Consider the following 23977-nt stretch of genomic DNA (forward strand, 5'->3'; position numbering starts at 1 on the left):
GCTACCGGGCAGGGCGCAGAGCCGTCCTGAGCGTCAAGGCCGCCAGCACCATGGCGGCCGCGCTGCACAGGATCACGAACCCGGTTACCGCCGTACCCAGGCCGAAGGCCGCCGTTGCCCAGCCCAGCCCGATTACCGGTACGGCGCTTCCCAGGTAGGTGATGACGTAGACGGTGCTGACAATCTGGGCGTGCTGCGGCGATTCGACTTTTGCGGCCACATCATTGAAAACCATCCTGAATGCGACACCCTGGCCCAGCCCCGCGCACACGCTGGCGAGGGCCAGCAACAGCAGACTGCTCCAGGCAGCCGCGGCTGCCAGAAGCAGCACGGAGACTCCCAGCACGGCCAGCCCGGCCGGGACCACAAAGCGGCCGCGGACAGAGAGCAACTGACTCATGGCCGAAGCGCCAAGCGTCATCCCCGCCAAGGCTCCGATCAGCGGGCGGGAGTCCGTCTGGATTATCTGGGCGAAGTACCCCGGGGCAAGGGACAGGCAAAATCCAAACACTGCGAAGCTGAGGAACCCGACGGCGGCCGCCAGCCAGAAGGCACCCCTCGCCGAGGCAGAGACTGAAGGCCGGCGCGGAGCCAGGACCCGAAGCGGCCGCCCTTCGGCGGGCGGCTTGATGGCAGGTCGCGCCTGGAGCAGATAAAGGGGAACAAGCAGCCCCGCCAGCACCAGTGAGTGCAGGTAATAGGGAGCGGTGGTGGGGCCCGGCAGCATGGACAGCACGCCGCCGATAAACGGGCCGGCGGCCACGCCTCCCGACGTCGCCAGCAGGGTGAAACGTGAGGCCCACTCCGGGCGGGACGGCAGCAGTTCGCGCAGCGCCGCCGCGCTTGCGCCGGTGGCAAGCGCCACGGCCACCCCCTGCAGCGCACGGCCGGCTGAAAGCGACACCAGGTTATCCGCCTGCGAAAAAATCCACCCACCCACCAGCCCGGCGAGGACGGCAAGAATAAGCGCCGCCCGCCGGCCGATGTGGTCCGACCAGTGGCCGGCAAGCATCAGCGTGGCCACCAAAGCCAGGACGTAGCTGGCAAAGGCTGCCGTGACGCCGAGCGCGGAGAGGCCCAGGTTCGCCTGGAGCAGCGGATACAGGGGCGTTGCCAGGTTCGCCCCCACCAGCAGCGTGAAAATGACAGTGCCCGCCATCACCAGCCGGGCAGTGGTGGAGGCGTCCCAGCCCCGGCGCACGGCGGCCGGACGCATGCGGAGCTCGCTGAAGACTGTCATTGGCGCTGCCTCGGTGCTGATCGGGGCGGGAGGTCCTTGTGGGAGCCGCCCCGGGGTTGAACGTGGATACCTAAAGAATGACCCGTTACTGCCTTATCCGGCGGCTGTTGATGGCATAATTGAGCAAAATACTCAATCCCGCACGCCATCAGTAACTGAAAGTGACAGTTTGAATAATCTTGACCCCACCGACCTGAAGATCCTGCTCGAACTCATCCGGGATCCCCGTGTCCAGATCGGTGAGCTCAGCGAGCATCTGGGGATCGCGCGAAACACGGCGCAGTCCCGTGTCCGCCGCCTGCTCCGCGCCGGGGTGCTCCAAAACGGCGGGCGCGAAGTTGATCTTGCCTCGGTGGGGTTCGACGTCGTCGCCTTCGTCACCATCGAGGTGACCCATCGCGAACTGGACGGGGTAGTGGGGGCACTGCGGCTGCTCCCCCAGGTCCTGGAGGTCCACGAAATTTCCGGCCGCGGCGACGTCTGGTGCCGCGTGGCCGCCACCGACACCCACAATCTGCAGTCAGCCCTCCGCCAGGTCCTGAGGATCAAGGGGGTCATCCGGACCGAAACAGTGCTGGCCCTGCACACCCATATTCCCTACCGGACCGAACCCCTGATCAGCCGTCTCGCGCAGGCCGGTGCCGGCAACGCAACACGGCCCCGGTAAAGTCCGGGGCACGGCCGGGCACCGTCGGGAGCCGGTTAGGATTCGAAGATGGACTGGCTTTCACACATTTCTCAGATCAACTGGCTGGCCGTGGCGCTGGCATTTATTGCCAGCATGGCCATCGGCTTTGCCTGGTACATGCCCGCCGTTCTGGGCAACCGGTGGATGGCCGCCATCGGAAAAACCCAGGAGGACCTCAAGAACATCAGTGGCGGCGCCGGAATCTGGGTGCCCATGATGGTAGCTGCCGCCCTGACGGCCGTCCTGCTGGCGGTCCTGATCAGCAAGCTGGGCCTGGACAACGCGGTGGCAGGTGGCTGGTTCGCTCTGGTGCTGGGACTGGTGTTCCGTGCTGGCGGCCACGTCATCCACAACGGTTTCGCAGGACGTCCCGCAGCCGTCACACTGATCGACTCCGGCCATGACCTTCTGGCGATGACGGTGTCCGGCGCCATCATCGGGGCAATGTCCTGACGTGACGATCATCGATAATGCCGTCTATGTGGACGGCGTCCGCACGGCGGAACCGCAGAACCTGGAACAGACGTTCGAAACCCTTGCCCACCACGGGGGCATGGCCTGGATTGGACTGTACCGGCCCACGCACGCGGAAATGGCCGCCGTCGCCAGCGAATTCGGGCTTCACAACCTGGCCGTCGAGGACGCCATCTCGGCGCACCAGCGCCCGAAGCTTGAGCGCTACGAGGAGCACCTTTTCACGGTGCTCCGCCCCGCGCGCTACCTGGATGTCACTGAGACCGTGGAGTTCGGCGAGCTGCACATCTTCACCGGCCGGAACTTCGTCATCACTATCCGGCATGCGGAAATGTCCGGGGTCGGGCGCGTCAGGCGCCGCCTCGAGGACCGCCCTGAGCTGCTCCGGCACGGCCCCGAAGCCGTCCTGTACGCCCTGCTGGATCTTGTGGTGGACGACTACGCCCCGGTGGTGGCAGGCCTCGAGAACGACATCGACGAGATCGAGGACCAGCTGTTCAGCGGCGACACGACTGTGTCCCGCCGCATCTACGAACTCGCCCGTGAAGTCATCCAGTTCCAGCGCGCCATCCATCCGCTGCCCGAAATGATGCAGCAGCTGCGGAGGGGCTTCGAGAAGTACGGCGTGAGCACCGAGCTGCAGCACAACCTGCGGGACGTGGAGGATCACGTGGAGCGGGTGATTTCGCGCGCCGATTCGTTCCGGGATCTCCTGCAGAACGCCCTGACGCTCGACGGCACACTGACCGCCAACCGGCAGAATGAGGCCAGCGCCGAGCAGAACGAACAGGTCAAGAAGATCTCCTCATGGGCCGCGATCTTCTTTGCCCCCTCGTTCGTGGCAGGGGTTTACGGAATGAACTTTGACCATATGCCCGAACTTCACTGGGCCCTGGGCTACCCCATGGCCATTGCGCTGATGGCAGCCACGGCGGCCCTGATGCACGCCATCTTCAGAAGGAAGGACTGGCTGTAGGGCGCTCAGGCGACCAGGAGCTCGACGTTGCCCCGGGCGGGGTCCTCAGGGGTGAATACGAGCCGGCGGTTGGCGATCTTGTCTGTGAAGAAGCGGTCGTGGCTGACCACCACCACCGCCCCCGGGAAATGCAGCAGGGCCCGTTCCATGACCTGGGTGCTGGAGAGGTCAAGATGGTTGGTCGGTTCATCCAGCAGGAGCACCGAGGCGCCCGAAAGCAGGCACTGCGCCATGGCCACCCGGGAGCGCTGGCCCCCGGAGAGGTTGCCGATCCGCTGCTTGAGATCAGCCTCGGAGAACTGGAACATCGCCAGGAACCTGTTGACCGATTTCTTCGTCGCAGTCAGTGCCAGGCTGTCCGGCATCGCATTGACCGCATGGGTGACAGTATCGTCGTCGTCCAGTTCTTCAAGGACCTGGTTGTAGGAGACCATTCGCGCCCCCTTCGCCCAGGCAACCGTGCCGGAATCAGCCGGCTCCTCACCCGTGAGCGCACGGAGCAGCGTGGTCTTACCGCTGCCGTTGGCACCGATGACCGCGATCCTGTTGCCTCTGCCGATCTCAAAGCTGAGGCCGCTGAACAGCGTCCGGCCGCCGTAGGCCTTGGTCAGTGATTCGACCCGGCACAGAACATCCTTGACGTACAGACCGCCGTAGATCTCGGTGATGATCTGGTCCACCGGCCGGGGCGCCCGTGATTTCTTGATCCTGGCCAGCTGGTTGGCGAGCCCCTTACCGGCCGCTTTGGCAGCCTCGCGGCGGTCAGAGATGCCCTCGGCCTCGAAGGCGAGGAGCTCCGACTCGTGCACAAACTGGCTCTCCAGGCTCTTGAGCCTGAACTGCTTCGCCACCACGTACTCGGCGAAGTTGCCCGGATACTCATGCAGGTGGAAGTTTTCCACCTCGATGATCCGGGTGACGACGGCGTCCAGGAACTTCCGGTCGTGGGAGACGATGATCGCGGCACCCTTGAACGTCCGGAACCAGCCTTCGAGCCATTCGACGCCGGCCACGTCAAGGTAGTTCGTGGGCTCATCAAGCAGCAGGACGTCCGGGGCTTCGAGGAGGATCTTCGCCAGGGCCGCCCGGTTCCGCCAGCCGCCCGAGAGTTCGTCAATGGCGCAGGTGCGGTGGTGGCCGCTGAATCCCAGGGTGGTCAGCACTTTGTCGATGGTGCGCGGGTAGTCCCAGCCGTCGAGCCTGTCCATGGCTTCGAAGAGCTCGGACTGGCGGTGGATCAGCTCATCCAGGCGGGTTGCGTTGGCGGAATCGGCTGCTATCTCTTCATCGATCCCGGCCAGTTCGGCTTCGATCTCCTGGACGTGAGCGAAGAGCCCTGTCAGGACCTCGGAGATGCTGGATGCGCCGTTCAGCTCTGAAAACTGGGAGAAGTAGGCGGTTTTGGTCCCCAGCTCCACGGCCACGCTCCCCGTGTCAGGAACCACCCTGCCCTGGATCAGTTCGAGGATGGTCGACTTGCCCGACCCGTTTTTCCCGATCAGGCCCACCCGGTCTCCGGCTTCCAGCTTGAAGAAAGCTTCACGGAGTACCTGTGTTTTGTCGAAGCTCATGCTCACGTCATTCAGCCGGATCAAACTCATTGATACTGTCCAATCCAGTGGTAACGCTTGAGGAGGTTTGTGGAATGACCGCTGACCGCGTTGAGGCGAAGCCAGGGTACGGCCGCTTCATACTCTCTCATGAAACGCGTGGCCGCCGTTTTTACCGGACCAGAGCTTCGGGAAAGAGCCGCGCAAAAGACGGGCCCGGCTGGGGAAGTCCGCGGCGGGATCCTGGCTGCAGATCACGCAACCGGGCCGCCATTTGTGCCGGCAGGTTTTCTGTTGCCCTGCTACCTCGCGGCCGGCAGCGTGGTCCCGGCCCGCAGGCCAACGGACATGTCTGCGGTGACTCCGAAGACCTCCACCAGGACGTCCTCTTTCCGCTGGATGTCGGTGACGGTGATGGAGCGGGCCGCCTTTTCTGTCCGGCCGATCGGAAAGCCGTTGACGGCGATCGCCCAGGAGTCGGCTGCCGGGTCATCGGATTCCCAGGTCACCTTGATTTCGCTGATCCCGTTCACTGTGGAGAGGGCCGCTGCCTGGACGTTGGCAGGGGGCGCCAGCTGCTGGCGGAAGGGGGTTGTGCTGATGTGGACAGGGGTTTTGAGCACATGGGTGTTTCCGATCGGGTTGGAGACCCGCAGGACCATTTCCCCATCGAACTCGGTGGTATAGATGTGCTTGAGGACCGGCCGGAGGTGCTCGTGTTGTAGGTGCCGTCGCCGTCGAGGTCCCACTCGTACTTGCTGACAGCGCCGATGGACTGGGAGGCATCAAAGGTGATTTCCATGCCTGACGCGGCGAAGTAGCCGTTGATCGGGAGGGCCCGAAGTGTCCATACGGTGGGTCCCGTAAGCGTCAAACCCCAAAATCTGTGGAGCTAAGGAGATTCGAACTCCTGACCTCTTCGATGCGAACGAAGCGCTCTACCAACTGAGCTATAGCCCCGGAACAGTCTGCATTTACGAAGACTGCGGCACCGGTGTCCTTAGGCTACAAATTTTCCCGGCGCATTGCCAATCAGGCGTATTGCCAATCAGGCGCGGCGGCGCTGCAGGACGTCGTCGAGATTGCTCAACGCGCTCTGGGCCTTGGTGAGTGGCCTCGCCGGAGCAGCCTCAGGAGCCGCAACGGGGGTCCCCTGCTTCAGGGACGGCTTGCCGGCTGCCTTGGGCGCCTCGGGAAGGTCAAGGGGCGCAGGAGCGGGACGCTCCGCCTTTGCCGCCTCAACGTACACGGGCTTCGGAACGTCCACCGGTTCCCAGGTAGTGTCAGCGGGCGCCGTCTGGGGTGCGGCCGTGGCGCTTGTGTCACCGGCTGCGACCGCCACGGCAAGAGCAGCTGCGCGAAGCTCTACCGCCGTCAACGGCTTCGGAGCCGGTTGGTGTGCCTCTGCGTCGAAAAGCCGGCTCTCCCGCTGTACCGCAGCCGGGCCCTGGACTGCGGCGGCCGGTGAGGCGGGACCCTGACGGCGCTGGGGAGCACTCATGGCCGCACGAAATGCGGCATTCAGCCTGGCCTTGCGGTCCCGAACAGCCAAAAACCGCAGGAGGACCAGGGCTGAAACTGTGATCGCGACGCAGGAGAGCGGAAGTATGGCCGAACCGAGTCCAAAGATCAGGAGAAGGCCGGAAACGAATGCAGTCAACAGCGCAGCGACGGCGACGAGCGCAATGCCTGTTCTGCCATAGCGGATCCGGAACTCACCCGGCTTCGCATTGCCGGACGGTTCCGTTGCCGTTTCGGGGGTCTTCCTGATCTCCATGGCGTTCTCCTGCTGGGCGGTGACGTTGAGTACCTTCCCGGCTCGCGGGTCCGATTCAAAGGCTGGCACTTCCGCCAGGTAGTCGGCAGCGGCCTGGACCGGCTGCCGGCGGGTACGAAGGATGTACGGTGCGACCCACACAATCCAGAGCACGACGGCAACCACAAGGATCACTGAGCTGCTGAGGGGAAAGTCCACATTTAAAACCGTATGAGCATTACGTAGGCCGCTCCCGCATTAGCCCCGGTGTGTCGCCAGTAACGTGGTAAATGAATGGAGATATGTCCGCAGCAGCCCGTGGTCTCAGGTCCGGGACGCAAGCCACCGGGTCAGCAGGCCTTCCGGAACTTCCTCCGCCGTCAGGGCAAACGACCGGTGGTCGGCCCACTCACCGTTGATATGAAGATAACGCGGCCGATATCCCTCGTCGCGGAAACCGAGTTTCTCCACAACCCGCAGGCTGGGGCCGTTCTCGGGACGGATGTTGATCTCCATCCGGTGGAGACCGAGGGCCTGGAAGCAATGGTCCGTGGCCATCGCCACGGCCGTTGGCGCGATGCCATGGCCTGCCCGCCCCTGGTCAACCCAGTAACCCAGCGTTGCCATCATGGCCGAGCCCCAAACAATCGAGGACACCGTCAGCTGGCCCACGATGACCGGTGCAGCCAAGGTAGGTGTACGTTCTGTGATGAGGAAGGGCAGGGCAGTCCCTTGCGCTGCCTGGGCCTTCAGGGACCGCACCATTTGCCGGTAATCGGGCAGGCCGCCGCCGGGTATCGGATTCGAGGCCTCCCAGGGCGCCAGCCATTCGTTGTTGCGCGCCCGCACCTGCGTCCATTCCTTTTTATCCCGGTACCGGATGGGGCGCAGGAACAGGTCGCCGCACTCCAGCGTTACCGGCCAGATGGGTCCGGGACGCACGGCAGTTACTTAGTGAGGCCGGCGGTGAAGCCCGGCAGCCACTCCCGCAGTCCGGGGCCGAGGTCATCGCTGTCAATGGCGAGCTGGACGCAGGCCTTGAGGTAGCTGAGTTTGTCACCGGTATCGTACCGGCGGCCTCGGAAGACCACACCGTAGACGCCGTAGCCTTCACCGTCGCCGGCGGCGAGTTCCTGCAGCGCGTCGGTCAGCTGGATCTCTCCGCCGCGGCCTGGGCCGGTCCGTTCCAGGACATCGAAAACGGCCGGGTGCAGCACATAACGGCCAATGACCGCAAGGTTCGACGGCGCCTCGTCCACCTCGGGCTTTTCGACTAGTTTGTTGATCCTGACGTAATCTTCGCCGTCGATCTGCTCGACGTCGGCACAGCCATAGGCGCTGATCTGGGCGGGCTCCACCTCGATCAGGGCGACCACGGATCCGCCGGTCTTGGCCTGGACTTCGATCATGGTGCTCAGGAGCTCGTCCCGGGCGTCGATGAGGTCGTCGCCGAGAAGCACTGCAAAAGGTTCCTGGCCGACGTGCTGCCTGGCGCGGAGTACCGCATGGCCGAGGCCATGGGGATCGCCCTGGCGAACGTAGTGGATATCGCCGAGGTTGCTGGCTGCCTGGATGGACTCGAGCTTTGCCGTGTCCCCCTTGGCGGACAGCGTGTCCTCCAGCGAGGGAACGCGGTCGAAGTGGTCCTCAAGGGCACGCTTGTTGCGGCCCGTGATCATCAGGATGTCGTTCAGGCCGACTTTGACGGCCTCTTCGACGACGTACTGGATAGCAGGCTTGTCCACCACCGGAAGCATTTCCTTGGGCATCGCCTTCGTCGCAGGCAGGAACCTGGTGCCAAGTCCGGCGGCAGGAATAACGGCCTTGCGTACTGTCTGCTGAGTGGTAGTCACTGGACTAATCTAGCGTCAGGGGCCATTCATTCAGTAATTAGGAGCGGTATGTCCGAGGGCAGCAACGTAACCAAGGAAGCCATCCGCGCACGCCATCGCGAGCGCCGGGCCGCCATGGACCCGGGCCAACGCGACGAGGCGGGCACCGCCCTCGCCGTCCACGGCTCTGTATGGGCGGCAACGCTCACGGAGGGTAAGCCGTCGACGTTCTGCGCCTACCTGGGCGTTGTCCCGGAGCCGCCAACGTTGTCATTGCTGCAGGCGCTCCACCAGCAGGGCCACAGCGTTCTACTGCCGGTCTGCGAGCCGGCAAGGCGACTCAGTTGGGCGAACTGGACGCCCGCCGTCGAGTTTGTCCGCAGCCGTTTCGCGCCGGTCCTGGAACCCGCGGGTCCGCGCCACAGCCTGGACGTCATGGGCTCGGTGTCCGCGCTCTTCATTCCCGCAACGGCGGTGGACCGAAGCGGCAACCGGATAGGCCAGGGCGGAGGTTACTACGACGTCCTGCTGGCCGCCCTGGCCGCTGAAGGGCTGGAAATCCCGAGGGCAGCCATCGTCTTCGATTCAGAACTGTTGCCGGCCGGAAGCATTCCCGCGGAGGGCTTTGACCAGCGGGTTCCGGCTGCCCTGACCCCGTCAGGATTTGTTCGCCTGGCTCCGCTCTCCTGACATAGCGGTTGCCTTCGGGAAGCCCACGACGGGGATGCTAGAATTAGCAGTCAGGCCCTGCGACTGCTAATGATCGGTTGATTCCGCTCCACGCAGCACGGGACCTCTCGTTTGTCCAAGAGGAGGATCACCAGTGCCCACATATGCGTACGCCTGCAAGGATTGCGGCCATGCCTTCGATATTTTCCAGTCCTTCACGGACAGCACCCTGACGTCCTGCCCTGAGTGCCAGGGAGCGTTGCGCAAGAAGTTCAACAGTGTAGGCGTGGTGTTCAAGGGCTCCGGTTTCTACCGCACGGACTCCCGGGATGCCAAGGGAAGCACCGTTTCTGCCGCACCCGCTGCTCCGGCCGCGCCCGCAGCTGCACCGGCACCCGCCGCCGCTGCCGCGAGCTGACAGCCCGCGTTCCTGCTCTTCACCATGCAGCGTTCGACCCCGGCAGCCCCGTTGTCCACATAGGAACCCTTGCGTCTGTTGGGCTTAGTCCTGCCTACGTAGCGTGGTTTCCATGCCAGTTACCCTCTTCCATCGAAGCCGCGGATCAGCCCCGCACGGGCGCCAGCCCCCGCGCCAGCCCCGGCGCCCGACGCCGTCGATCCGGGCAGGCCGTCAGCGTGGCCATCGGCTCTCCTCCTGGCTAAGCCGGAACCGGCGTCTGGCTATCGCTCTCCTGCTCTGCCTTGCCGCCGGAATAACCGTCCACCAGCTCACTCCCCCGCCTGCAGATACCGTGACCGCCCTCGCCGCAGCACGTGATCTTCCCGCGGGCACGGCGCTGGCAGCCGCCGATCTGGTGGCAACGCCGATCCCCGAGCGCCTGTTGACAGCCGGGTCCCTCGCCGAAAGCACCCAGGCGACCGGCAAACAGCTTGCAGCCCCGTTGCGTAAGGGCCAGCTGCTGGCCGACTCGCAGCTGCTGGGGCCGGGACTCCTGGCGGGAACTCCCCCGGGCTCCGCCGCCGTGCCCCTGCGGATGGCGGACCCGTCCTCCATCCAGCTGCTATCCCCGGGACAGTTGATCAACGTGGTGCTGACCGGCTCCAATAATTACGACCAACAATCCCCTCCCGAGGTACTGGCCTCGGCCATTCCGGTCCTGTGGACATCGGGTCATGGCGGGAAAACGGGGGAATGGCTCGGCACCGGCGAAACTGAAGGGCTGATTGTGGTGGCTGCTTCGCCGGAGCAGTCCGCCCGCCTGGCGGGCGCCTCAACCCACGGAAAACTGTTCTTCGTGCTGGTGGGGCCTTGAGATGCGGCCGCATCAACGGTGTGCCGTCGCCCAGCTGGGCCTTTGGCGGGCTGGCCTTTAGCCGGCTGGGCCTTTAGCCGGCTGGGCTTTGGCCAGCTGGGCCGGCGCTCAGCCCCAGTGCGGCGGCTTGTTTTCCTTCAACCACTCATCGTGATCGTTGTCCGGGGCATCGCCCCAGCGCCTCGGGTCATCCTCGGCAGCCTTGTTCGGCAGGATGCCCGCGGCACCCGCTTGCTGCGGACCCGGCGCAGCCTCCTGCTCCGGGAGCTCCGGCTCCTCATCCCGCTGGTCGGCCTGACCTGCGTTCTGTGGGTTCACAACAACCGCCTCCTTGCTGTCCGGGCCTCCAGCCCGGTACTCGTTCCTGTTCCTAGCCGTCTGGCTTACCGTGTCTTCGGGTCCAGCGGTCCCCAGCGCCTGCGGGTCCACGTCCTCGTCGAAGAAACCGGCTGCTGCCGTCCGTCCGGGCAGCAGAACGTTCTCAAGCCCCAGGTAGGCGCCGATCCTGTCGGCGCATGCGGACGGGTCCGTGAAGACTTCGATGGTCCACAGCGGCATATACCGCCACCCCAGCCGTTCCAGGAGCTGGGGGCGGAGGCGGCTCCGCTCGCGGACGCTCATGGTCCGATACTCCTCTGTACCATCCGATTCGATCGCCACCGGCCGCGGGATGTCAGCGTCGTCCTGGCCCATGGTGCTCAGCGGGTCTGCCGCCGCCACCACATCGATAACGCCGTCGTACTGGTGCCAAACGCGTGCACCCCGGGCCCGCAGCCGGTCGCCCAGGTCCGCAACAAGCGGGTCTGCGCCGAGCGCCTGCTCGCTGGCCGCCGCCCGGGAGGCCGGCGTTCCGAGATCGGTCTTGCCGGCAATCTCCCGGTTCAGGAGCTCATAGAAATCAACGGCACCGTGAGAGAGTCGGGTGTGATCCAGGTCTTCAGGCTGGAAGCAGGTCAGAACGTGGAGGGAGCGCCGGGCCCGTGTCATGGCCAGCGCAAATTTCTCCCGCCCACCCTCGGCAGAGAGCGGGCCGAAGTTGTGCAGGGCACGGCCGTGCGGGGTGCGTCCGAAGCCGGGGGAAAAAATCACGTGGTCGCGGACCAGACCCTGAGCCCGTTCGAGGTCAACCACCCTGAACGATTCAGGTCCTGCACTGAAGAAACTTGCCAGATTCGGGTGGTTCGGCAGCTGAAGCCGGATGGCCTCACCGATCCGGGCAGCATGCCGCAGGCTGGCTGTGACCACGGCCAGCGAGGTGCGGGAACGCATCCGCGCGTGCTCAAAGACAAGCTGCACAACCTTGTTGACCTCGGCCACCACGGATTCGACGCCTTCATGGTCAGCGCTGGGCAGGCCTGTCCCGTCGGGCAGGTATTCCACCAGCAGGGCACGGTCCAGCCCCGTGGCCGACTGCCCTTCCGGGAGGCGGCGGAGGCCGCCGTCGTAATGGTTCTTGCTGAGCTGCAGGACCAGGTCCTCGTCCACGGCGCGGTAGACGAAATTGAGCCGCCAGACGGGCAGCACCGAAGCAAGGGCCGAGAAGGCGCTCTCGACGCGCTGGTGGGCCGGTTCTCCGGCCGCAAGGCGCTCTACGCCCACCGTGAAGGTCCGGGGGCTGGCAATCTTGGCGTCACCGAAGGCGATGACCTGTTTTGCGCGGGCGATGGAGGGCAGTACGGCCTGCAGGGACGTAGCCTCGGCATCCAGGATGACCACTGCATCGAAGCGCTGTTCCGCCGGCAGCAGCCCTGTCATGAGGTAAGGGCTCACGGACCATACCGGAACCAGTTTGGGGACAAGCTCCGGAGCCTGGGCAGTCAACGCGGCGAGCGTAACCCTGCCGTCCTTGAGCAGGCTCCGCAGTAACTGGGCCTGGCGCGGGTGTTCGGCCAGGGCAGCCTGCCACCGCCCGGCGAGGTCCCAGCGAAGGCGTGCCGCGCCGCTGGCAATGTGGGCGTTGTCCGCAAGGCGGTATTCGGCCTCCAGTTGCCGGAGGGCATCGCCGTCGGACATGGCCAGGTAGTCGTCGCCGCTGATCATGGCTTCCAGCGCCGACTGCCACCAGGCAAGCTCAAGTTCAGCAGCCACGGACCCGGCGGGAACCTCACGGTCAGCAAGATCAGCGAGGAGTTCCCCCAACCCGTGCTCACGCATATTCTCCACCAGGAGCGTGCGCTCAGGGAGGGTCTTCAGGGTGTGGGTGTCTGCCACCAGCCGCTCAAGCCGCTCCATGAGGTCCTCATACCGGGCGGTTGCCAGCGACCCGCCTGCCGCGGTGTGCCGAAGGGCGTCACCCAGCTGGCTCAGCTCGCGGTCCAGCGACCGGTGCATCGCGTTCAATTCAGCCAGGCCCGAAGGAACAGCAGGGTGGCGCTGGGAGGTGGCGTAGCCGGACCAGAGGGCACGCTGCTCCTGGACCAGCACCAGGGAGCTGTGGAGGTCCGCGATGTGCACGCCCGGGCGGACGTACTCCTTGGCTACCCGGCGCAGCCGGGAGCGCTGCATGGAGGCCATATCCACGTTCCGCTCCCGCCGCCACGCAGAGGATGCCGTGGCCGAAATGAGGTCGTGGACCGGCCTGTCGAAGATGTCCGGCGTGAACTTGTCAAGGCTTTCGCGGACGGCCATCAGGAGTTCAAGCTGCTCGCCCCACTCGGCGAAGGAGGTCCCCAGCCGGATCTCCGCGTGTTCGGCCACGCTGTTCATCTTCTCGCGCAGGGCCGGCAGGTTCTTCGCGACCGAGCGGGACAGCTCCTGGGCCTCCTCGGTCTCCTTCCGGGTGAGGAGCCTGGCTCCGTGCCACGGGCTGGTGGTGGACGCCCGGCTGAAGCTGCCAAGCTCGGCGGCACGTTTGAGCCGGCCAGCGAGTTCATTGCGGTCACGGATGCTGTCCAGGACACTTCGCTTGAGCCGCACCGTGGTGGCGGGCGAAGGATGGATGGAGGTCAGCTCAGCCAGTGACTGCATGGCCTGGTAGGGCGAGCATCCCCAGCGCTGGCGGACGTTGTGCAGCGAAGCCACGTGGTCCACGAGGGCGTGGCGGTGCTCTGTGAGGGTCTTGTGGAGGTTGCCCAGCTGCGGTTCGAGGGATTTCTCGTTCCGCACGATGGCCCGGACCAGCTGGGCCTTGAGCTGCTGCGGTGTCGCGGTGCCGGACAGCTGGAACAGGATGGATTCCAGGCCAAGTGATTCCAGTTGCGCGGAAACCTCGTTGAGGCTGGCCCGGCGGTCACCGACCACCAGCACCGACCGGCCTGCGTCCACCAGTGCGCCAATGGTGTTGATGGCGGTCTGCGTCTGCCCCGTGCCCGGAGGGCTGCTGACCACCAGGGACTCACCCGCACTGGCGGCATCAATGACATACTGCTGGTCCGGGTCGGCATCGAGCAGGAGGAGTTCATCGGCCGGGTGGCGCTTGTCCACGCCGGGAAAACGGGAAGCGTCCGGCTCGTCCACGTCAAGGACTTCCCCGTTTCCGCTTCTGGCCAGCGCGGCAACCAGCGGGTTGGACTCGTTGATCCAGGGATCATCCAGGTTGCCGGAGAGGTCAGCGAAGGTCGACACCAGCAGGTTGTGCTGCGCTTCGGCGCCGTGGATGGGCCTGATGAGGGTGGCGAGCCGGTCCAGGACGGGCTGGGGGTCGAAGCGGGCAGTGCTGTATGCCAGGCGGGTGACGGCGTTGACGTCGAAGACAATGCCGTGAACGTTTTTCAGGTGGCGGACCAGGGCAGGGTTGATGTGGGCCTGCTCGGTGAGCTGCAGTTCGTAGTCGTCTTCACCCGGCCGGACGGTCAGGGAGATGGCGGTGAGCATGACCGGAGAGGAAACCCGCTGGGGCTTGCCGCCGACTGCGGAAGTCCAGACGACGGTGCCGGCGGAAAGGTACCCGGCATCAATGCCTCGGTCATTCGACAGTTCGAAGATCTTCGATCGGATGTTCCGCGATGCCCGCGCGGCGACCACATACTGCTGGTGGTCGCGGACCAGGGTGGACAGCCGTGTGCGGCGGCCGGCCATCAGCTGGGCCAGGCCCGACGGGTGGGCATGGGTCAGGTCAATGGAACCTTCGGGGGTTTTGGTGAAGCGAAGCATAGTGTCCGCCCCGGTGACGGGTTTGAGCCCGGACAGCCACTTTCCAAATTCCTCAGAACCCTCCGGGTGGCCTTGACCAACTGACACTACTGCCTTCTTTTCTGCGTTTGCACGTGACGCCCTGGACCATACCGGCATGCTTTCGAGAGTAGCCGCAAAGACGCCGGGATGAGCGACCGCAACACTGGTGCGCGGCAAATAGGGGGATTTCAAAGGATAAAAAACAGTGGCCGGTCTCCGCTGACGGAGACCGGCCACTCACGCTGCTATTCCCACTCGATGGTGCCCGGCGGCTTGCTGGTCACGTCCAGCACAACCCTGTTCACGCCGTCCACCTCGTTGGTGATGCGGTTGGAAATGCGGGCCAGCAGATCATAAGGGAGCCTGGACCAGTCCGCTGTCATGGCGTCCTCGGAGGAGACAGGACGGAGCACGATCGGATGGCCGTACGTCCGCCCGTCGCCCTGGACGCCCACACTGCGGACATCGGCCAGCAGGACCACCGGCATCTGCCAGACCTCGTTGTCCAGACCGGCCGCGGTCAGCTCGGCACGGGCAATGGCGTCGGCCTTCCGGAGCAGGTCAAGCCGTTCCTGGGTGATGTCGCCGACAATCCGGATTCCCAGGCCGGGGCCGGGGAAAGGCTGGCGGCCAACGATTTCCTGCGGCAGGCCAAGCTGTGCGCCCACGGCCCGGACCTCGTCCTTGAACAGTGCACGCAGGGGTTCCACCAGCTCGAACTGCAGGTCCTCGGGCAGGCCGCCCACGTTGTGGTGGCTCTTGATGTTCGCCGCACCTTCGCCGCCGCCGGATTCGACGACGTCCGGGTACAGGGTGCCCTGGACCAGGAACTTGATCTTCTCGCCATGGGCCGCGGCCTCGGCGATGATGGCGAGCTCTGCCTCTTCGAACGCGCGGATGAACTCACGGCCGATGATCTTGCGCTTGGTTTCGGGATCGCTGACACCGGCCAGCGCCGACAGGAAGCGCTCCTGTTCGTTGGCCACGTAAAGCTTGACGCCCGTGGCGGCGACGAAGTCGCGTTCCACCTGCTCTGCCTCGCCTTCGCGGAGCAGACCGTGGTCAACGAACACACAGGTCAGCTGGTCGCCGACGGCCCGCTGGACCAACGCCGCGGCAACAGCGGAGTCAACGCCGCCGGAGAGGCCGCAGATAACCCGGGCATCGCCGATCTGCTTGCGGATCCGGTCCACCTGCTCCTCGAGGATGTTTCCCGTGGTCCAGTTGGGCTCCAGCTTGGCGCCCTTGAACAGGAAGTTTTCCAGCACCTGCTGCCCGTAGGCGGAGTGCTTGACCTCCGGGTGCCACTGCACGCCGTAGAGGGACTTCTCTTCGTTGGCGAAGGCGGCAACTTCAGCGCCGGCCGTCGTGGCGAGCACTTCGAAGCCTTCGGGGGCCTCGTGTACGGAGTCGCCGTGGCTCATCCACGTGTTCTGGTGCTGCGGCATCCCCTCCAGGACCGAGCGGCCGTCGCCCAGGACGGTGGTCAGGGTGGAGCCGTACTCGCGCAGGCCGGTCCTGTCGACCTTCCCGCCCAGCGCGTTGGCCATCGCCTGGAAGCCGTAGCAGATGCCGAAGACCGGGACGCCGGCCTCGAAGAGGTCGGCCCCGACGGAAGGCGCGCCGTCAGCGTAGACGCTGGCAGGGCCGCCGGAAAGGATAATGGCGGCAGGGTTTTTGGCCAGGAGCTGCTCGGTGGAATAGGTATGCGGAACCACTTCCGAATACACATTCGCTTCCCGGACGCGGCGGGCAATCAGCTGCGCGTACTGGGCACCGTAGTCAACAACCAGCACCGGCTTCTGGGAAGTCTGGGATGCAGTGGGAGTAGTCACCGTACTAGCCTACTTGGCCGCACAGCGAGGCCGCACATTCCGGACCGCCCCTGTGACGGAGCAGACTCCATTTCCCGGGTGCCGCTGCTTGCCTCAGTACCGCTGCGCAGCCTGCGGGTGGGCAGCGAGTTCAGCCTCGACCTCGGCGTGGAACTTCTTCTCCACAATGAAGGACAGGAACGGCACCACGCCGCCCAGTGCCAGCAGGATGAGCTTCAGGAACGGCCACCGCATCAGCGTCCACAGCCGGAAGTTGGAGACCAGGTAGACCACGTACATCCAGCCGTGGACAATCAGCACGCCCACCGAGATGTTCGCGCCGCCGATCACACCCTGCGGCTCGGCGTCGGCGAACCCCAGGCCAAACGGCTGGCCGGTAACGGCGTTGGTGCCGCCGGCGAAGAGGTACTGGCCGAAGCCATAGCGGGCAATCAGCTCTGCGCACAGCAGCAGCAGCATGCCGCCGGTGAGGTAGGCCATCACCTTGTAGAACTTCAGGGCCGAACGGATCTGCGGCTCTGTGCCGCCGAAGCGACGCTTCTTCGGTTTTCCCTGCGCAGGACCCTGCTGGATGGCCGGTTTCGGTTCAATCATGGCGTTACCTTTTGTTGGGGCGATTCAGAAGTTGTTTGGTGGGGCTGCGGCTCGTGGTGGGCTTCGTCGTCGAGTTCCTCTTCCAGGTCCCGCCGGTAGTCATCCTTCACCAGCCGCCACCAGATGAACAGTGCGAAGCCGGCGAAGACCACCCACTCCAGCGAGTAAAAGAGGTTGAGCCAGTTGACCTGCTGGGCCGGCGGCTGCGGTCCGATCTCCAGCGGCAACAGGGCCCCGGGGACCGCTGCCGCACTCACGTCCGAGCCCTCCACCAGTTCGGCGGTGGCAGCTACGAAACCCGGGTAGCTGCTGACGTCCCAGTAGTTGATCAGTTCGGCGACCGATACGGCGGTGGCACGCCCGGGCTCCGGTGAAGTGGCCGGCAGCGGCGACTCTGAGGGCAGCAGCCGTCCGGTGAGTTTCACCGCACCCGACGGCGGCGTGCCGGCGTCGGCGGGATCGGACACCCAGCCGCGCGCCACGGGGATCCAGGTCCGGGGCGATGCGGCGACGCCGCTGAGCGCGGGCGCGCCGGACACGGCAAAGGCCGAAACCACCCAGTAGCCGCTTTTGCCGTTTTTCAGCCGGTCCGGCACCAGAACCTGCCTGGCGGGGTCGTAGGATCCCTCTGCAGTGATCATCTGGTCGGCCACCGAACCGGGGAAGAAGGCGCCCGGCTGGAGAGTGTCCGTGAGTGCCTTGGCCTGCTCGGTGGCGGGGTTGGCCGGGAGTTCGGGTTGTGTGGACCGGCCGAACTGCCACTGGCTGAGCAGGACAAACACCCCGGAGATGAGGATCGCGAAGAGCAGGCCTGCGATCCATCGGGGCTTAAGGGCAGTTTTCCACACGTCTTAACCGTACTTCGTTCCGCTGTAGAACAACTAAACAGGCCGCAGTAGAGCGGGGCAGCCGGGTCCCTACGTGGCGACGGAGTCGACACGAAAGGGCCTGCCCCGATCTCTAATGGTCGAAGAACACCAGGCTGGAGTTAATGAGCTCCGCGATGACTTCAGCATCGTAGGCCCGCCGCAGCGACTCCCGGAAAGACTCCTTGGACAGCGAGCGGGCCAGTGTGGCAAGCACTTCCAGGTGGTCGGAAAACGAGCTCGCGGGGGTGGCGATGAGCAGGATGACTGTGGCAGGGCCGTCGGTGGCACCAAAGTCCAGTGCGTGCCCGTACTTGGTGATCCCAACAGCGATAGAGGTCCTTGAGACGAATTCGCTGCGGGCGTGGGGAAGTCCGATGCCTCCCGGGAGGCCGGTGGCCAGCTGGTGTTCGCGCGCGTTGACGTGGGCCAGGAAGCCGGGCAGGTCGGTGACCCGGCCGGCGGCGTAGAGACGTTCCGCGAGCTGCGTGGCAGCGTCCGCCTTGTCCGATGCCTCCAGCTCCAGGATCACCATCTCGGGGGTGGTGAGATCGGCATCGTACCGGTCAAGTGGTTCCGCCAAGGCGAGTCCCTTCAGTCAGGAGAGAAGTGCTGGTGCGCGCAGCCCTTCAGCCGGGCAGCCCTTCAGCGCAGGGGAACGATGTCATCCACGCCGAGGCGCGCGGCGTCAGCTGATTCGTCGTCCGGCTGCTGCTGGCTCAGCCGTTCGGCTTCAACCCGTGCAATGTAGTGGGTTATTTCGCGTTCGCGCTGTTCGTCGCTCCAGCCAAGGACTTCACCCATCAGTTTAGCGACCACCGGCACCGCAGTGACACCGCGGTCCCAGGATTCGATGGAGATGCGTGTCCTGCGGGTCATTACATCAGAGACATGCCTGGCGCCTTCGTGGGTTGCGGCATAGACAGCCTCAGCCTGCAGGTAGTCGTCGGCACCGGGCAGCGGCTCTGCCAGGGCGGGATCGCGGGCGATGATTTCCAGCACCTCCGGCGTCATGGAGCCGTAGCGGTTGAGCAGGTGCTCGATCCTTGCCACATGCACTCCGGACTCTTCGGCGGTCCGGTTCCTGCGGTTCCACGCAGCCTTGAAGCCACTGGCGCCGAGCAGCGGAATGGTCTCCGTGCAGCTCGGCGGGACACGCTCGTCCATGGTCCTGGTTGCCTCGTCAACGGCGTCCTTGGCCATGACCCGGTAGGTGGTCCATTTGCCGCCGGCCACTACCACCAGGCCCGGTACCGGGTGGGCCACGATGTGTTCGCGGGAGAGCTTGGCCGTGGAGTCGTTCTCGCCGGCAAGCAGCGGACGCAGGCCTGCGTAAACGCCTTCAACGTCCTCCCTGGTCAGCGGACGCTTGAGGACCTGGTTGACGTGGTCAAGGATGTAGTCGATGTCCTTGCTGGAGGCCGCCGGGTGCGCCTTGTCCAGGCTCCAATCGGTGTCGGTGGTGCCGATGATCCAGTGGCGTCCCCACGGGATCACAAACAGCACAGACTTTTCGGTGCGGAGGATAAGCCCCACGGTTGACTGGAACCGGTCGCGGGGCACCACGAGGTGGATGCCCTTGGACGCCCGGACCTTCAGCTGGCCACGGTCAGTGACCATGGCCTGGGTTTCATCCGTCCACACCCCGGTGGCGTTGATGACCTGCTTGGCCCTGATGTTGAACTGCGAGCCGTCCTCATGGTCGACCACTTTGGCCCCGACCACCCGCTCGCCTTCACGGAGGAAACTCACCACTGCCATCTGGTTCACCGCATGGGCACCGTAGTGGGCCGCTGTCCGGATCAGGTTGGCCACGTACTTGGCGTCGTCCACCTGGCCGTCGTAGTACCGGATGGAGCCCACGAAGGCGTCCTTTTTCAGGCTGGGGGCAGCCCTGAGCGTGCCCCGCCGGCTGAGGTGCTTGTGGAACGGCACGCCACGGCTGTGGCCGCCTGAGATGGACAGCAGGTCATAGAGCGCGATGCCGGCCCCTACATAGGGCCGCTCGAGGAAAGGTTTGGTGAGGGGATACAGGAACGGCACTGGACGGGCCAGGTGCGGGGCCAGTTCGGAGAGCAGCAGTCCGCGCTCGTGCAGCGCCTCCTTGACCAGCCCGAAATCCAGCATTTCAAGGTAGCGGAGCCCGCCGTGGATCAGTTTGGACGACCGGGACGAGGTGCCTGCCGCCCAGTCGCTTGCCTCCACGATTCCCACGCTGAGGCCGCGGGTCACAGCATCCAGGGCCGCGCCGGTGCCGACAATTCCGCCGCCCACGATGAGGATGTCCAGTTCCTTGCCGGGCAGGGCGGTTGCCTTGAGCCGGGCAATGGATGCTTGCCGCGCCTCTGGGCCCAGGGCCCCGCGCTGGTTTGGAACACTGCTCATCGAACGCCTCCGTTGCCGCTGCTACCGGTCGTAAAACCACCCTACTTCGTTGCCGCACGGTTGAGCATGCGGCTGCGCCGTGGAGTGTCAGTTACCCGAATAGGGCGAGACCACCACGTCAACGCGCTGGAATTCCTTGAGGTCCGAGTACCCGGTGGTGGCCATTGACCGGCGAAGGGCCCCGATCAGGTTGGACGTGCCGTTGGTGTGGTGGCCCGGGCCGAAAAGCACCTCTTCCAGAGGCCCGACCGTGCCGACGTTGGCCCTGTCTCCGCGGGGCAGTTCCAGGTGATGCGCCTCCTGGCCCCAGTGCCAGCCTTTGCCCGGCGCCTCTTCAGCCCTGGCGAGGGCACTGCCCAGCATGACGGCGTCGGCGCCCATGGCGATTGCCTTGACGATGTCGCCGGAGGTTCCCATCCCGCCGTCGGCGATGACGTGGACGTACCGTCCGCCGGATTCATCCATGTAGTCCCGGCGGGCGGCGGCGACGTCGGAGATTGCCGAAGCCATGGGCGAGTGGATCCCCAGGGCCCTCCGCGTGGTGGCGGTGGCTCCACCGCCGAAGCCGACCAGGACGCCGGCGGCGCCTGTCCGCATCAGGTGCAGCGCCGGGGTGTAGCCGGCCGCGCCGCCCACAATCACGGGCACGTCCAGTTCGTAGATGAACTGCTTGAGGTTCAGCGGTTCGTGGTCCTTCGAGACGTGCTCGGCCGAGACGGTGGTCCCGCGGATGACAAAGATGTCGACGCCGGCGGCCACCACGGTCTTGTAGTGTTCCTGCGTGCGCTGGGGCGTCAGTGAGCCCGCAACGGTTACTCCGGCGGCACGGATTTCCGCCAGGCGGGAGGTGATGAGTTCCGGCTGGATGGGGGCTCGGTAGAGCTCCTGCATGCGCCCGGTCACTGCAGGGCTGTTGGTCTCATCCTTGAGGGCGCCGATTTCGTCGAGGACGGGCTGCGGATCCTCGTACCGGGTCCAAAGGCCTTCCAGGTCCAGCACGCCAAGGCCGCCGAGGCGCCCCAGGGAGATGGCCGTCTCCGGGGACATGGCCGAGTCCATCGGCGCGGCAATCACCGGCATGTCGAACTTGTAGGCGTCGATCTGCCACGAGACAGATACGTCCTTGGGGTCGCGGGTACGACGGTTGGGGACAATCGCAATGTCATCCAGGGAGTAGGCACGACGCCCACGCTTGCCACGGCCGATCTCGATCTCGTAAGTCACTGCTCTAGGTTATCCCAGCGGCGACTGTCCCCCGGGACCGTCGCTACAGTGGCTCAATGGATACACGGTGGATCTTCGACGGGCACATCGCGGGCATCGGCACCGCGACAGGACTGCGGGCGGTGGTGGGCGTGTGGCAGCGATCCCCCTTCGGGCCCTTTGCCGACGTCATGGTCCAGCTTCCCTCAGGCCACCGGCTGCTGCTCGCCCCGACGGAGGAGGTGGCTGGCTTTATTTCCGCCACATACAGTTTTGACGAGGTCACCGTGGTGGACGTGGACGCGCTGCTGGCAGATGGGCAGTTAACGCTCGACGCCGGACCCTTGAGACTGCGGGCCGGGATAGGCGGCCGGACCCTCCTGGGGAGCGCGCTGAGGGCAGTGCCGCGGCGCCTTGCGGTGCACACCGCCTGGCTGCGCGCAATCAGTCCGGTGGCCTCCGTGCTGAGCCCGGGCGCCCGCACATCGGGAACCGCCGGCAGCGGCAGGCTCGAGTATTACGGGGTGAGCGATCTGCGCCACATCAGCTCCGCCGTCGTCAGTTGGGACGGGGTGGACGCTGGAGTGCTGGCCCACATCCGGCCAGGGGTGACTTTCGGGTTCAGCAGCGTTCCGCCGCGGCCCAGCCTTGCCAGGGTCCGCACCACCGTGGTGGAACCGGCGTCAGACCCCCTCTGACTCTGGGACCACGCCAGCAGGGTTCCCTGGCCGAGCCTGCGAGGTCAGGGGGCTGGTGGGGACTGTGAGCTGGGACTCGAACATCCGGAAGTAGCGGCCACGGAGGGCGACGAGTTCCTTGTGGCTGCCCTGTTCCACGATCTGCCCGTCCTCAAGCATGTAGACCGTGTCCGCCTTTTCGATGGTGGCCAGCCGGTGGCTGATGGCGATGATGGTGCTGCTGCGGTCGGCGAAGAGCCGGGTGAAGATCCGGTGCTCGGCGAGTGCATCGATTGCGGACGTTGGCTCGTCCATCACCATGAATTCGGCGTTCCGGTAGAAGTTCCGGGCCATGGCCAGGCGCTGCCATTGGCCGCCGGACAGCCCGCTCCCTTTGCGTCCGCGCGGGTCCTCCATCCAGTTGCTGACGTGGTTGTCCAGGCCGTTGGGGAGCTTGTTGATGAAGTCCAGGGCCTCGGCATCGGCTGCGGCCTTCCGGATCCGGTCATCGTCCCGTGGCGAATCAACGTCGCCGAAGCGGATGTTGTCCGCGGCGGTAGCGAACTCATACTGCCCGGAGTCCGGGGCGTACAACCCGGCCAGAATCCTGATCAGCGTGGACTTCCCTGCACCGTTCTCCCCCACGATGGCGATGTGCTGCCCTTCGCGGATGGTCATGCTGATGCCCCGGATCACCTCGACGTCGCTGCCGGTATAGGTGAAGCGGATGTCCCTGAGCTCCACAGTCCTGGGCGACTGCAGCAACGGCGGGGCGTGGCGGGAGTGGACGGGCAGCGCCATGAACACTTCGTAGTCCTTGAGGTTCGCCAGATCCTCATCGATGGAACTCAGCGAGGACACCAGGTTGTTGGCTGTGGACAGGGCGCGGCTGACGATCTGCTGGACGTACAGGAACTGGCCGACCGGCTGCGCCCGGGCAATGATCTGCCCCACCACCCAGATCAGCGAGACCACTTCAGCGCCGTACTGCAGCGCGTCGGCGGCCAGCTGTTTGGGGATATAGCGCTTCTGGAAGTCCAGGCGCCGGCGCTCGTCAGCGTCCCGCAGCCGGGACCGGAAGTCCATCAGATAACCCACGATCCCGTAGAGGCGCATTTCGGCGATGTGCTGCGGGCGGAGCAGGTTCGTTTCGATCAACCGGCGCTGCCGGCGCGAGTCCACCTGGGTGTTCCAGTGCGCGATCTGTTCGCGGGAGAGCTTGAACTGAAGGTAGACGCTGGGCACGATCGCCACGAGCACAATCACCGCGATCCACCAGCTGACCAGCAGCAGTGCGCCGATCGCCAGGATTACCGAAACCAGCTGGGTGAAGATGGCCGCGATCCGGTCCAGGACCCTGGCATAGGAATCGGAGAAACGCTTGGCCCGGTCATAAAGGTCCACCGTTTCCTTGTCGTCATAGCGCCAGAACTCCAAGGCCAAAAACCGCTCGTACATGAGGTCGCCCACGATCGCGCCCACCCGGAAGCTCATCAGCTGCTGGATGTAGCGGTCCACGCTGCTGAAGGCGCCCCAGAACAGGCCCAGCGCCGCCGTGATGACAACGTAGACGATCGCCTGCTGACCCGCCGCGGCGTTGCCCGAGTAGGCGGCCGCGAGGGCCGTCGTCGTCAGGGCGGCGAAGTAGGTGGTGACGAGCGGCAGGAGCGCCGAAATCAGCGAGCCCACAACCTTCATCACGACGGCGGCCGGAGAGGCCCGGAAGCTGACACGCAGTACCTGCGCCACGGCCCGGGCGTAGGGCCTCAGGGCCAAACGCCGTTGAGCGTCCCGCTTGGGGCCTAGCTCGGCGGGGTGGCGTGGTTCGGACATGGATTCAGCCTA

21 protein-coding genes and 1 tRNA gene are annotated in these 23977 nt (G+C 65.4%); 7 read left to right on the plus strand and 15 right to left on the minus strand.

Annotated elements, in window-relative coordinates; translation table 11 throughout:
* Position 1 precedes the first annotated feature (1 nt).
* On the minus strand, positions 2 to 1240 hold the full coding sequence (locus tag ACS5PJ_RS09405; protein WP_439434641.1) for an MFS transporter: 1239 nt from the start codon (positions 1238 to 1240) through the stop codon (positions 2 to 4).
* A 169-nt stretch (positions 1241 to 1409) separates the two neighbouring features.
* Between ACS5PJ_RS09405 and ACS5PJ_RS09410 the strand changes: the two genes are divergently transcribed.
* Genes ACS5PJ_RS09410 through corA form a run of 3 tightly spaced genes read left to right on the plus strand, consistent with a single transcriptional unit; the run spans position 1410 to position 3378 of the window.
* Positions 1410 to 1907, plus strand: a complete 498-nt coding sequence (locus tag ACS5PJ_RS09410) for an Lrp/AsnC family transcriptional regulator (protein ID WP_439434642.1) — start codon at positions 1410 to 1412, stop codon at positions 1905 to 1907.
* Positions 1908 to 1955: 48 nt separating this feature from the next.
* Complete coding sequence (locus tag ACS5PJ_RS09415) at positions 1956 to 2381, plus strand: DUF1761 domain-containing protein (RefSeq protein ID WP_439434643.1); 426 nt, start codon at positions 1956 to 1958, stop codon at positions 2379 to 2381.
* 1 nt (position 2382) lies between these two features.
* The gene (gene corA / locus ACS5PJ_RS09420; RefSeq protein WP_439434644.1) at positions 2383 to 3378 is read left to right on the plus strand and encodes a magnesium/cobalt transporter CorA; all 996 of its coding nucleotides are present in this window, start codon (positions 2383 to 2385) and stop codon (positions 3376 to 3378) included.
* A gap of 5 nt (positions 3379 to 3383) precedes the next feature.
* On the opposite strand, the gene ACS5PJ_RS09425 is transcribed toward corA, so the two are convergent.
* The 6 genes from ACS5PJ_RS09425 to galU form a co-directional block, all read right to left on the minus strand.
* A complete protein-coding gene (locus tag ACS5PJ_RS09425; protein ID WP_439434645.1) occupies positions 3384 to 4949 on the minus strand; it encodes an ABC-F family ATP-binding cassette domain-containing protein in 1566 nt (521 codons plus the stop codon).
* 281 nt (positions 4950 to 5230) lie between these two features.
* Complete coding sequence (locus ACS5PJ_RS09430) at positions 5231 to 5677, minus strand: hypothetical protein (RefSeq protein WP_439434646.1); 447 nt, start codon at positions 5675 to 5677, stop codon at positions 5231 to 5233.
* A 138-nt stretch (positions 5678 to 5815) separates the two neighbouring features.
* Positions 5816 to 5888: transfer RNA gene (locus tag ACS5PJ_RS09435), tRNA-Ala, on the minus strand.
* 88 nt (positions 5889 to 5976) lie between these two features.
* A complete protein-coding gene (locus tag ACS5PJ_RS09440; protein ID WP_439434647.1) occupies positions 5977 to 6903 on the minus strand; it encodes a hypothetical protein in 927 nt (308 codons plus the stop codon).
* Between the two features lie 105 nt (positions 6904 to 7008).
* On the minus strand, positions 7009 to 7626 hold the full coding sequence (locus ACS5PJ_RS09445) for a GNAT family N-acetyltransferase (protein WP_439434648.1): 618 nt from the start codon (positions 7624 to 7626) through the stop codon (positions 7009 to 7011).
* Positions 7627 to 7631: 5 nt separating this feature from the next.
* Positions 7632 to 8537, minus strand: coding sequence for a UTP--glucose-1-phosphate uridylyltransferase GalU (galU, locus tag ACS5PJ_RS09450; protein ID WP_439434649.1), 906 nt, complete (start codon positions 8535 to 8537; stop codon positions 7632 to 7634).
* Positions 8538 to 8585: 48 nt separating this feature from the next.
* Between galU and ACS5PJ_RS09455 the strand changes: the two genes are divergently transcribed.
* The 3 genes from ACS5PJ_RS09455 to cpaB all read left to right on the plus strand — a co-directional run bounded on the left by ACS5PJ_RS09455 (position 8586) and on the right by cpaB (position 10459).
* Positions 8586 to 9206 carry a 5-formyltetrahydrofolate cyclo-ligase gene (locus ACS5PJ_RS09455; RefSeq protein ID WP_439434650.1) on the plus strand — a complete coding sequence of 207 codons (621 nt, stop codon included), beginning with the start codon at positions 8586 to 8588 and terminating at the stop codon, positions 9204 to 9206.
* A 133-nt stretch (positions 9207 to 9339) separates the two neighbouring features.
* Positions 9340 to 9603, plus strand: a complete 264-nt coding sequence (locus ACS5PJ_RS09460) for an FmdB family zinc ribbon protein (protein WP_439434651.1) — start codon at positions 9340 to 9342, stop codon at positions 9601 to 9603.
* 112 nt (positions 9604 to 9715) lie between these two features.
* The gene (gene cpaB / locus ACS5PJ_RS09465; RefSeq protein ID WP_439434652.1) at positions 9716 to 10459 is read left to right on the plus strand and encodes a Flp pilus assembly protein CpaB; all 744 of its coding nucleotides are present in this window, start codon (positions 9716 to 9718) and stop codon (positions 10457 to 10459) included.
* 108 nt (positions 10460 to 10567) lie between these two features.
* Here cpaB and ACS5PJ_RS09470 read toward each other — a convergent pair whose 3' ends face one another.
* From ACS5PJ_RS09470 to ACS5PJ_RS09500, 7 genes are all read right to left on the minus strand, one after another.
* Complete coding sequence (locus tag ACS5PJ_RS09470; RefSeq protein WP_439434653.1) at positions 10568 to 14689, minus strand: AAA family ATPase; 4122 nt, start codon at positions 14687 to 14689, stop codon at positions 10568 to 10570.
* Between the two features lie 128 nt (positions 14690 to 14817).
* Positions 14818 to 16407 carry a glutamine-hydrolyzing GMP synthase gene (gene guaA, locus ACS5PJ_RS09475; RefSeq protein ID WP_439434654.1) on the minus strand — a complete coding sequence of 530 codons (1590 nt, stop codon included), beginning with the start codon at positions 16405 to 16407 and terminating at the stop codon, positions 14818 to 14820.
* 93 nt (positions 16408 to 16500) lie between these two features.
* Positions 16501 to 17001: a DUF3817 domain-containing protein gene (locus ACS5PJ_RS09480; RefSeq protein ID WP_439434655.1), complete on the minus strand. Its 501-nt coding sequence runs from the start codon at positions 16999 to 17001 to the stop codon at positions 16501 to 16503.
* On the minus strand, positions 16998 to 17849 hold the full coding sequence (locus tag ACS5PJ_RS09485; protein ID WP_439434656.1) for an SURF1 family protein: 852 nt from the start codon (positions 17847 to 17849) through the stop codon (positions 16998 to 17000). The genes ACS5PJ_RS09480 and ACS5PJ_RS09485 overlap by 4 nt, the downstream gene beginning before the upstream one ends.
* A gap of 112 nt (positions 17850 to 17961) precedes the next feature.
* Entirely contained in the window at positions 17962 to 18450 is a 489-nt protein-coding gene (locus ACS5PJ_RS09490) for a PTS sugar transporter subunit IIA (protein WP_439434657.1), read from the minus strand.
* 62 nt (positions 18451 to 18512) lie between these two features.
* A complete protein-coding gene (locus ACS5PJ_RS09495; protein WP_439434658.1) occupies positions 18513 to 20252 on the minus strand; it encodes a glycerol-3-phosphate dehydrogenase/oxidase in 1740 nt (579 codons plus the stop codon).
* An 87-nt stretch (positions 20253 to 20339) separates the two neighbouring features.
* Entirely contained in the window at positions 20340 to 21476 is a 1137-nt protein-coding gene (locus tag ACS5PJ_RS09500; RefSeq protein WP_439434659.1) for a GuaB3 family IMP dehydrogenase-related protein, read from the minus strand.
* A 56-nt stretch (positions 21477 to 21532) separates the two neighbouring features.
* On the opposite strand from ACS5PJ_RS09500, the gene ACS5PJ_RS09505 reads away from it, so the two are divergent.
* Positions 21533 to 22153 carry a hypothetical protein gene (locus ACS5PJ_RS09505; protein WP_439434660.1) on the plus strand — a complete coding sequence of 207 codons (621 nt, stop codon included), beginning with the start codon at positions 21533 to 21535 and terminating at the stop codon, positions 22151 to 22153.
* Here the strand turns inward: ACS5PJ_RS09505 and ACS5PJ_RS09510 are convergent.
* Positions 22139 to 23965, minus strand: a complete 1827-nt coding sequence (locus ACS5PJ_RS09510; RefSeq protein ID WP_439434661.1) for an ABC transporter ATP-binding protein — start codon at positions 23963 to 23965, stop codon at positions 22139 to 22141. The genes ACS5PJ_RS09505 and ACS5PJ_RS09510 overlap by 15 nt on opposite strands.
* Positions 23966 to 23977 lie beyond the last annotated feature (12 nt).

The organism is Pseudarthrobacter cremeus, from assembly GCF_051857465.1.
In the GTDB taxonomy this organism is placed as follows: Bacteria; Actinomycetota; Actinomycetes; order Actinomycetales; family Micrococcaceae; genus Arthrobacter.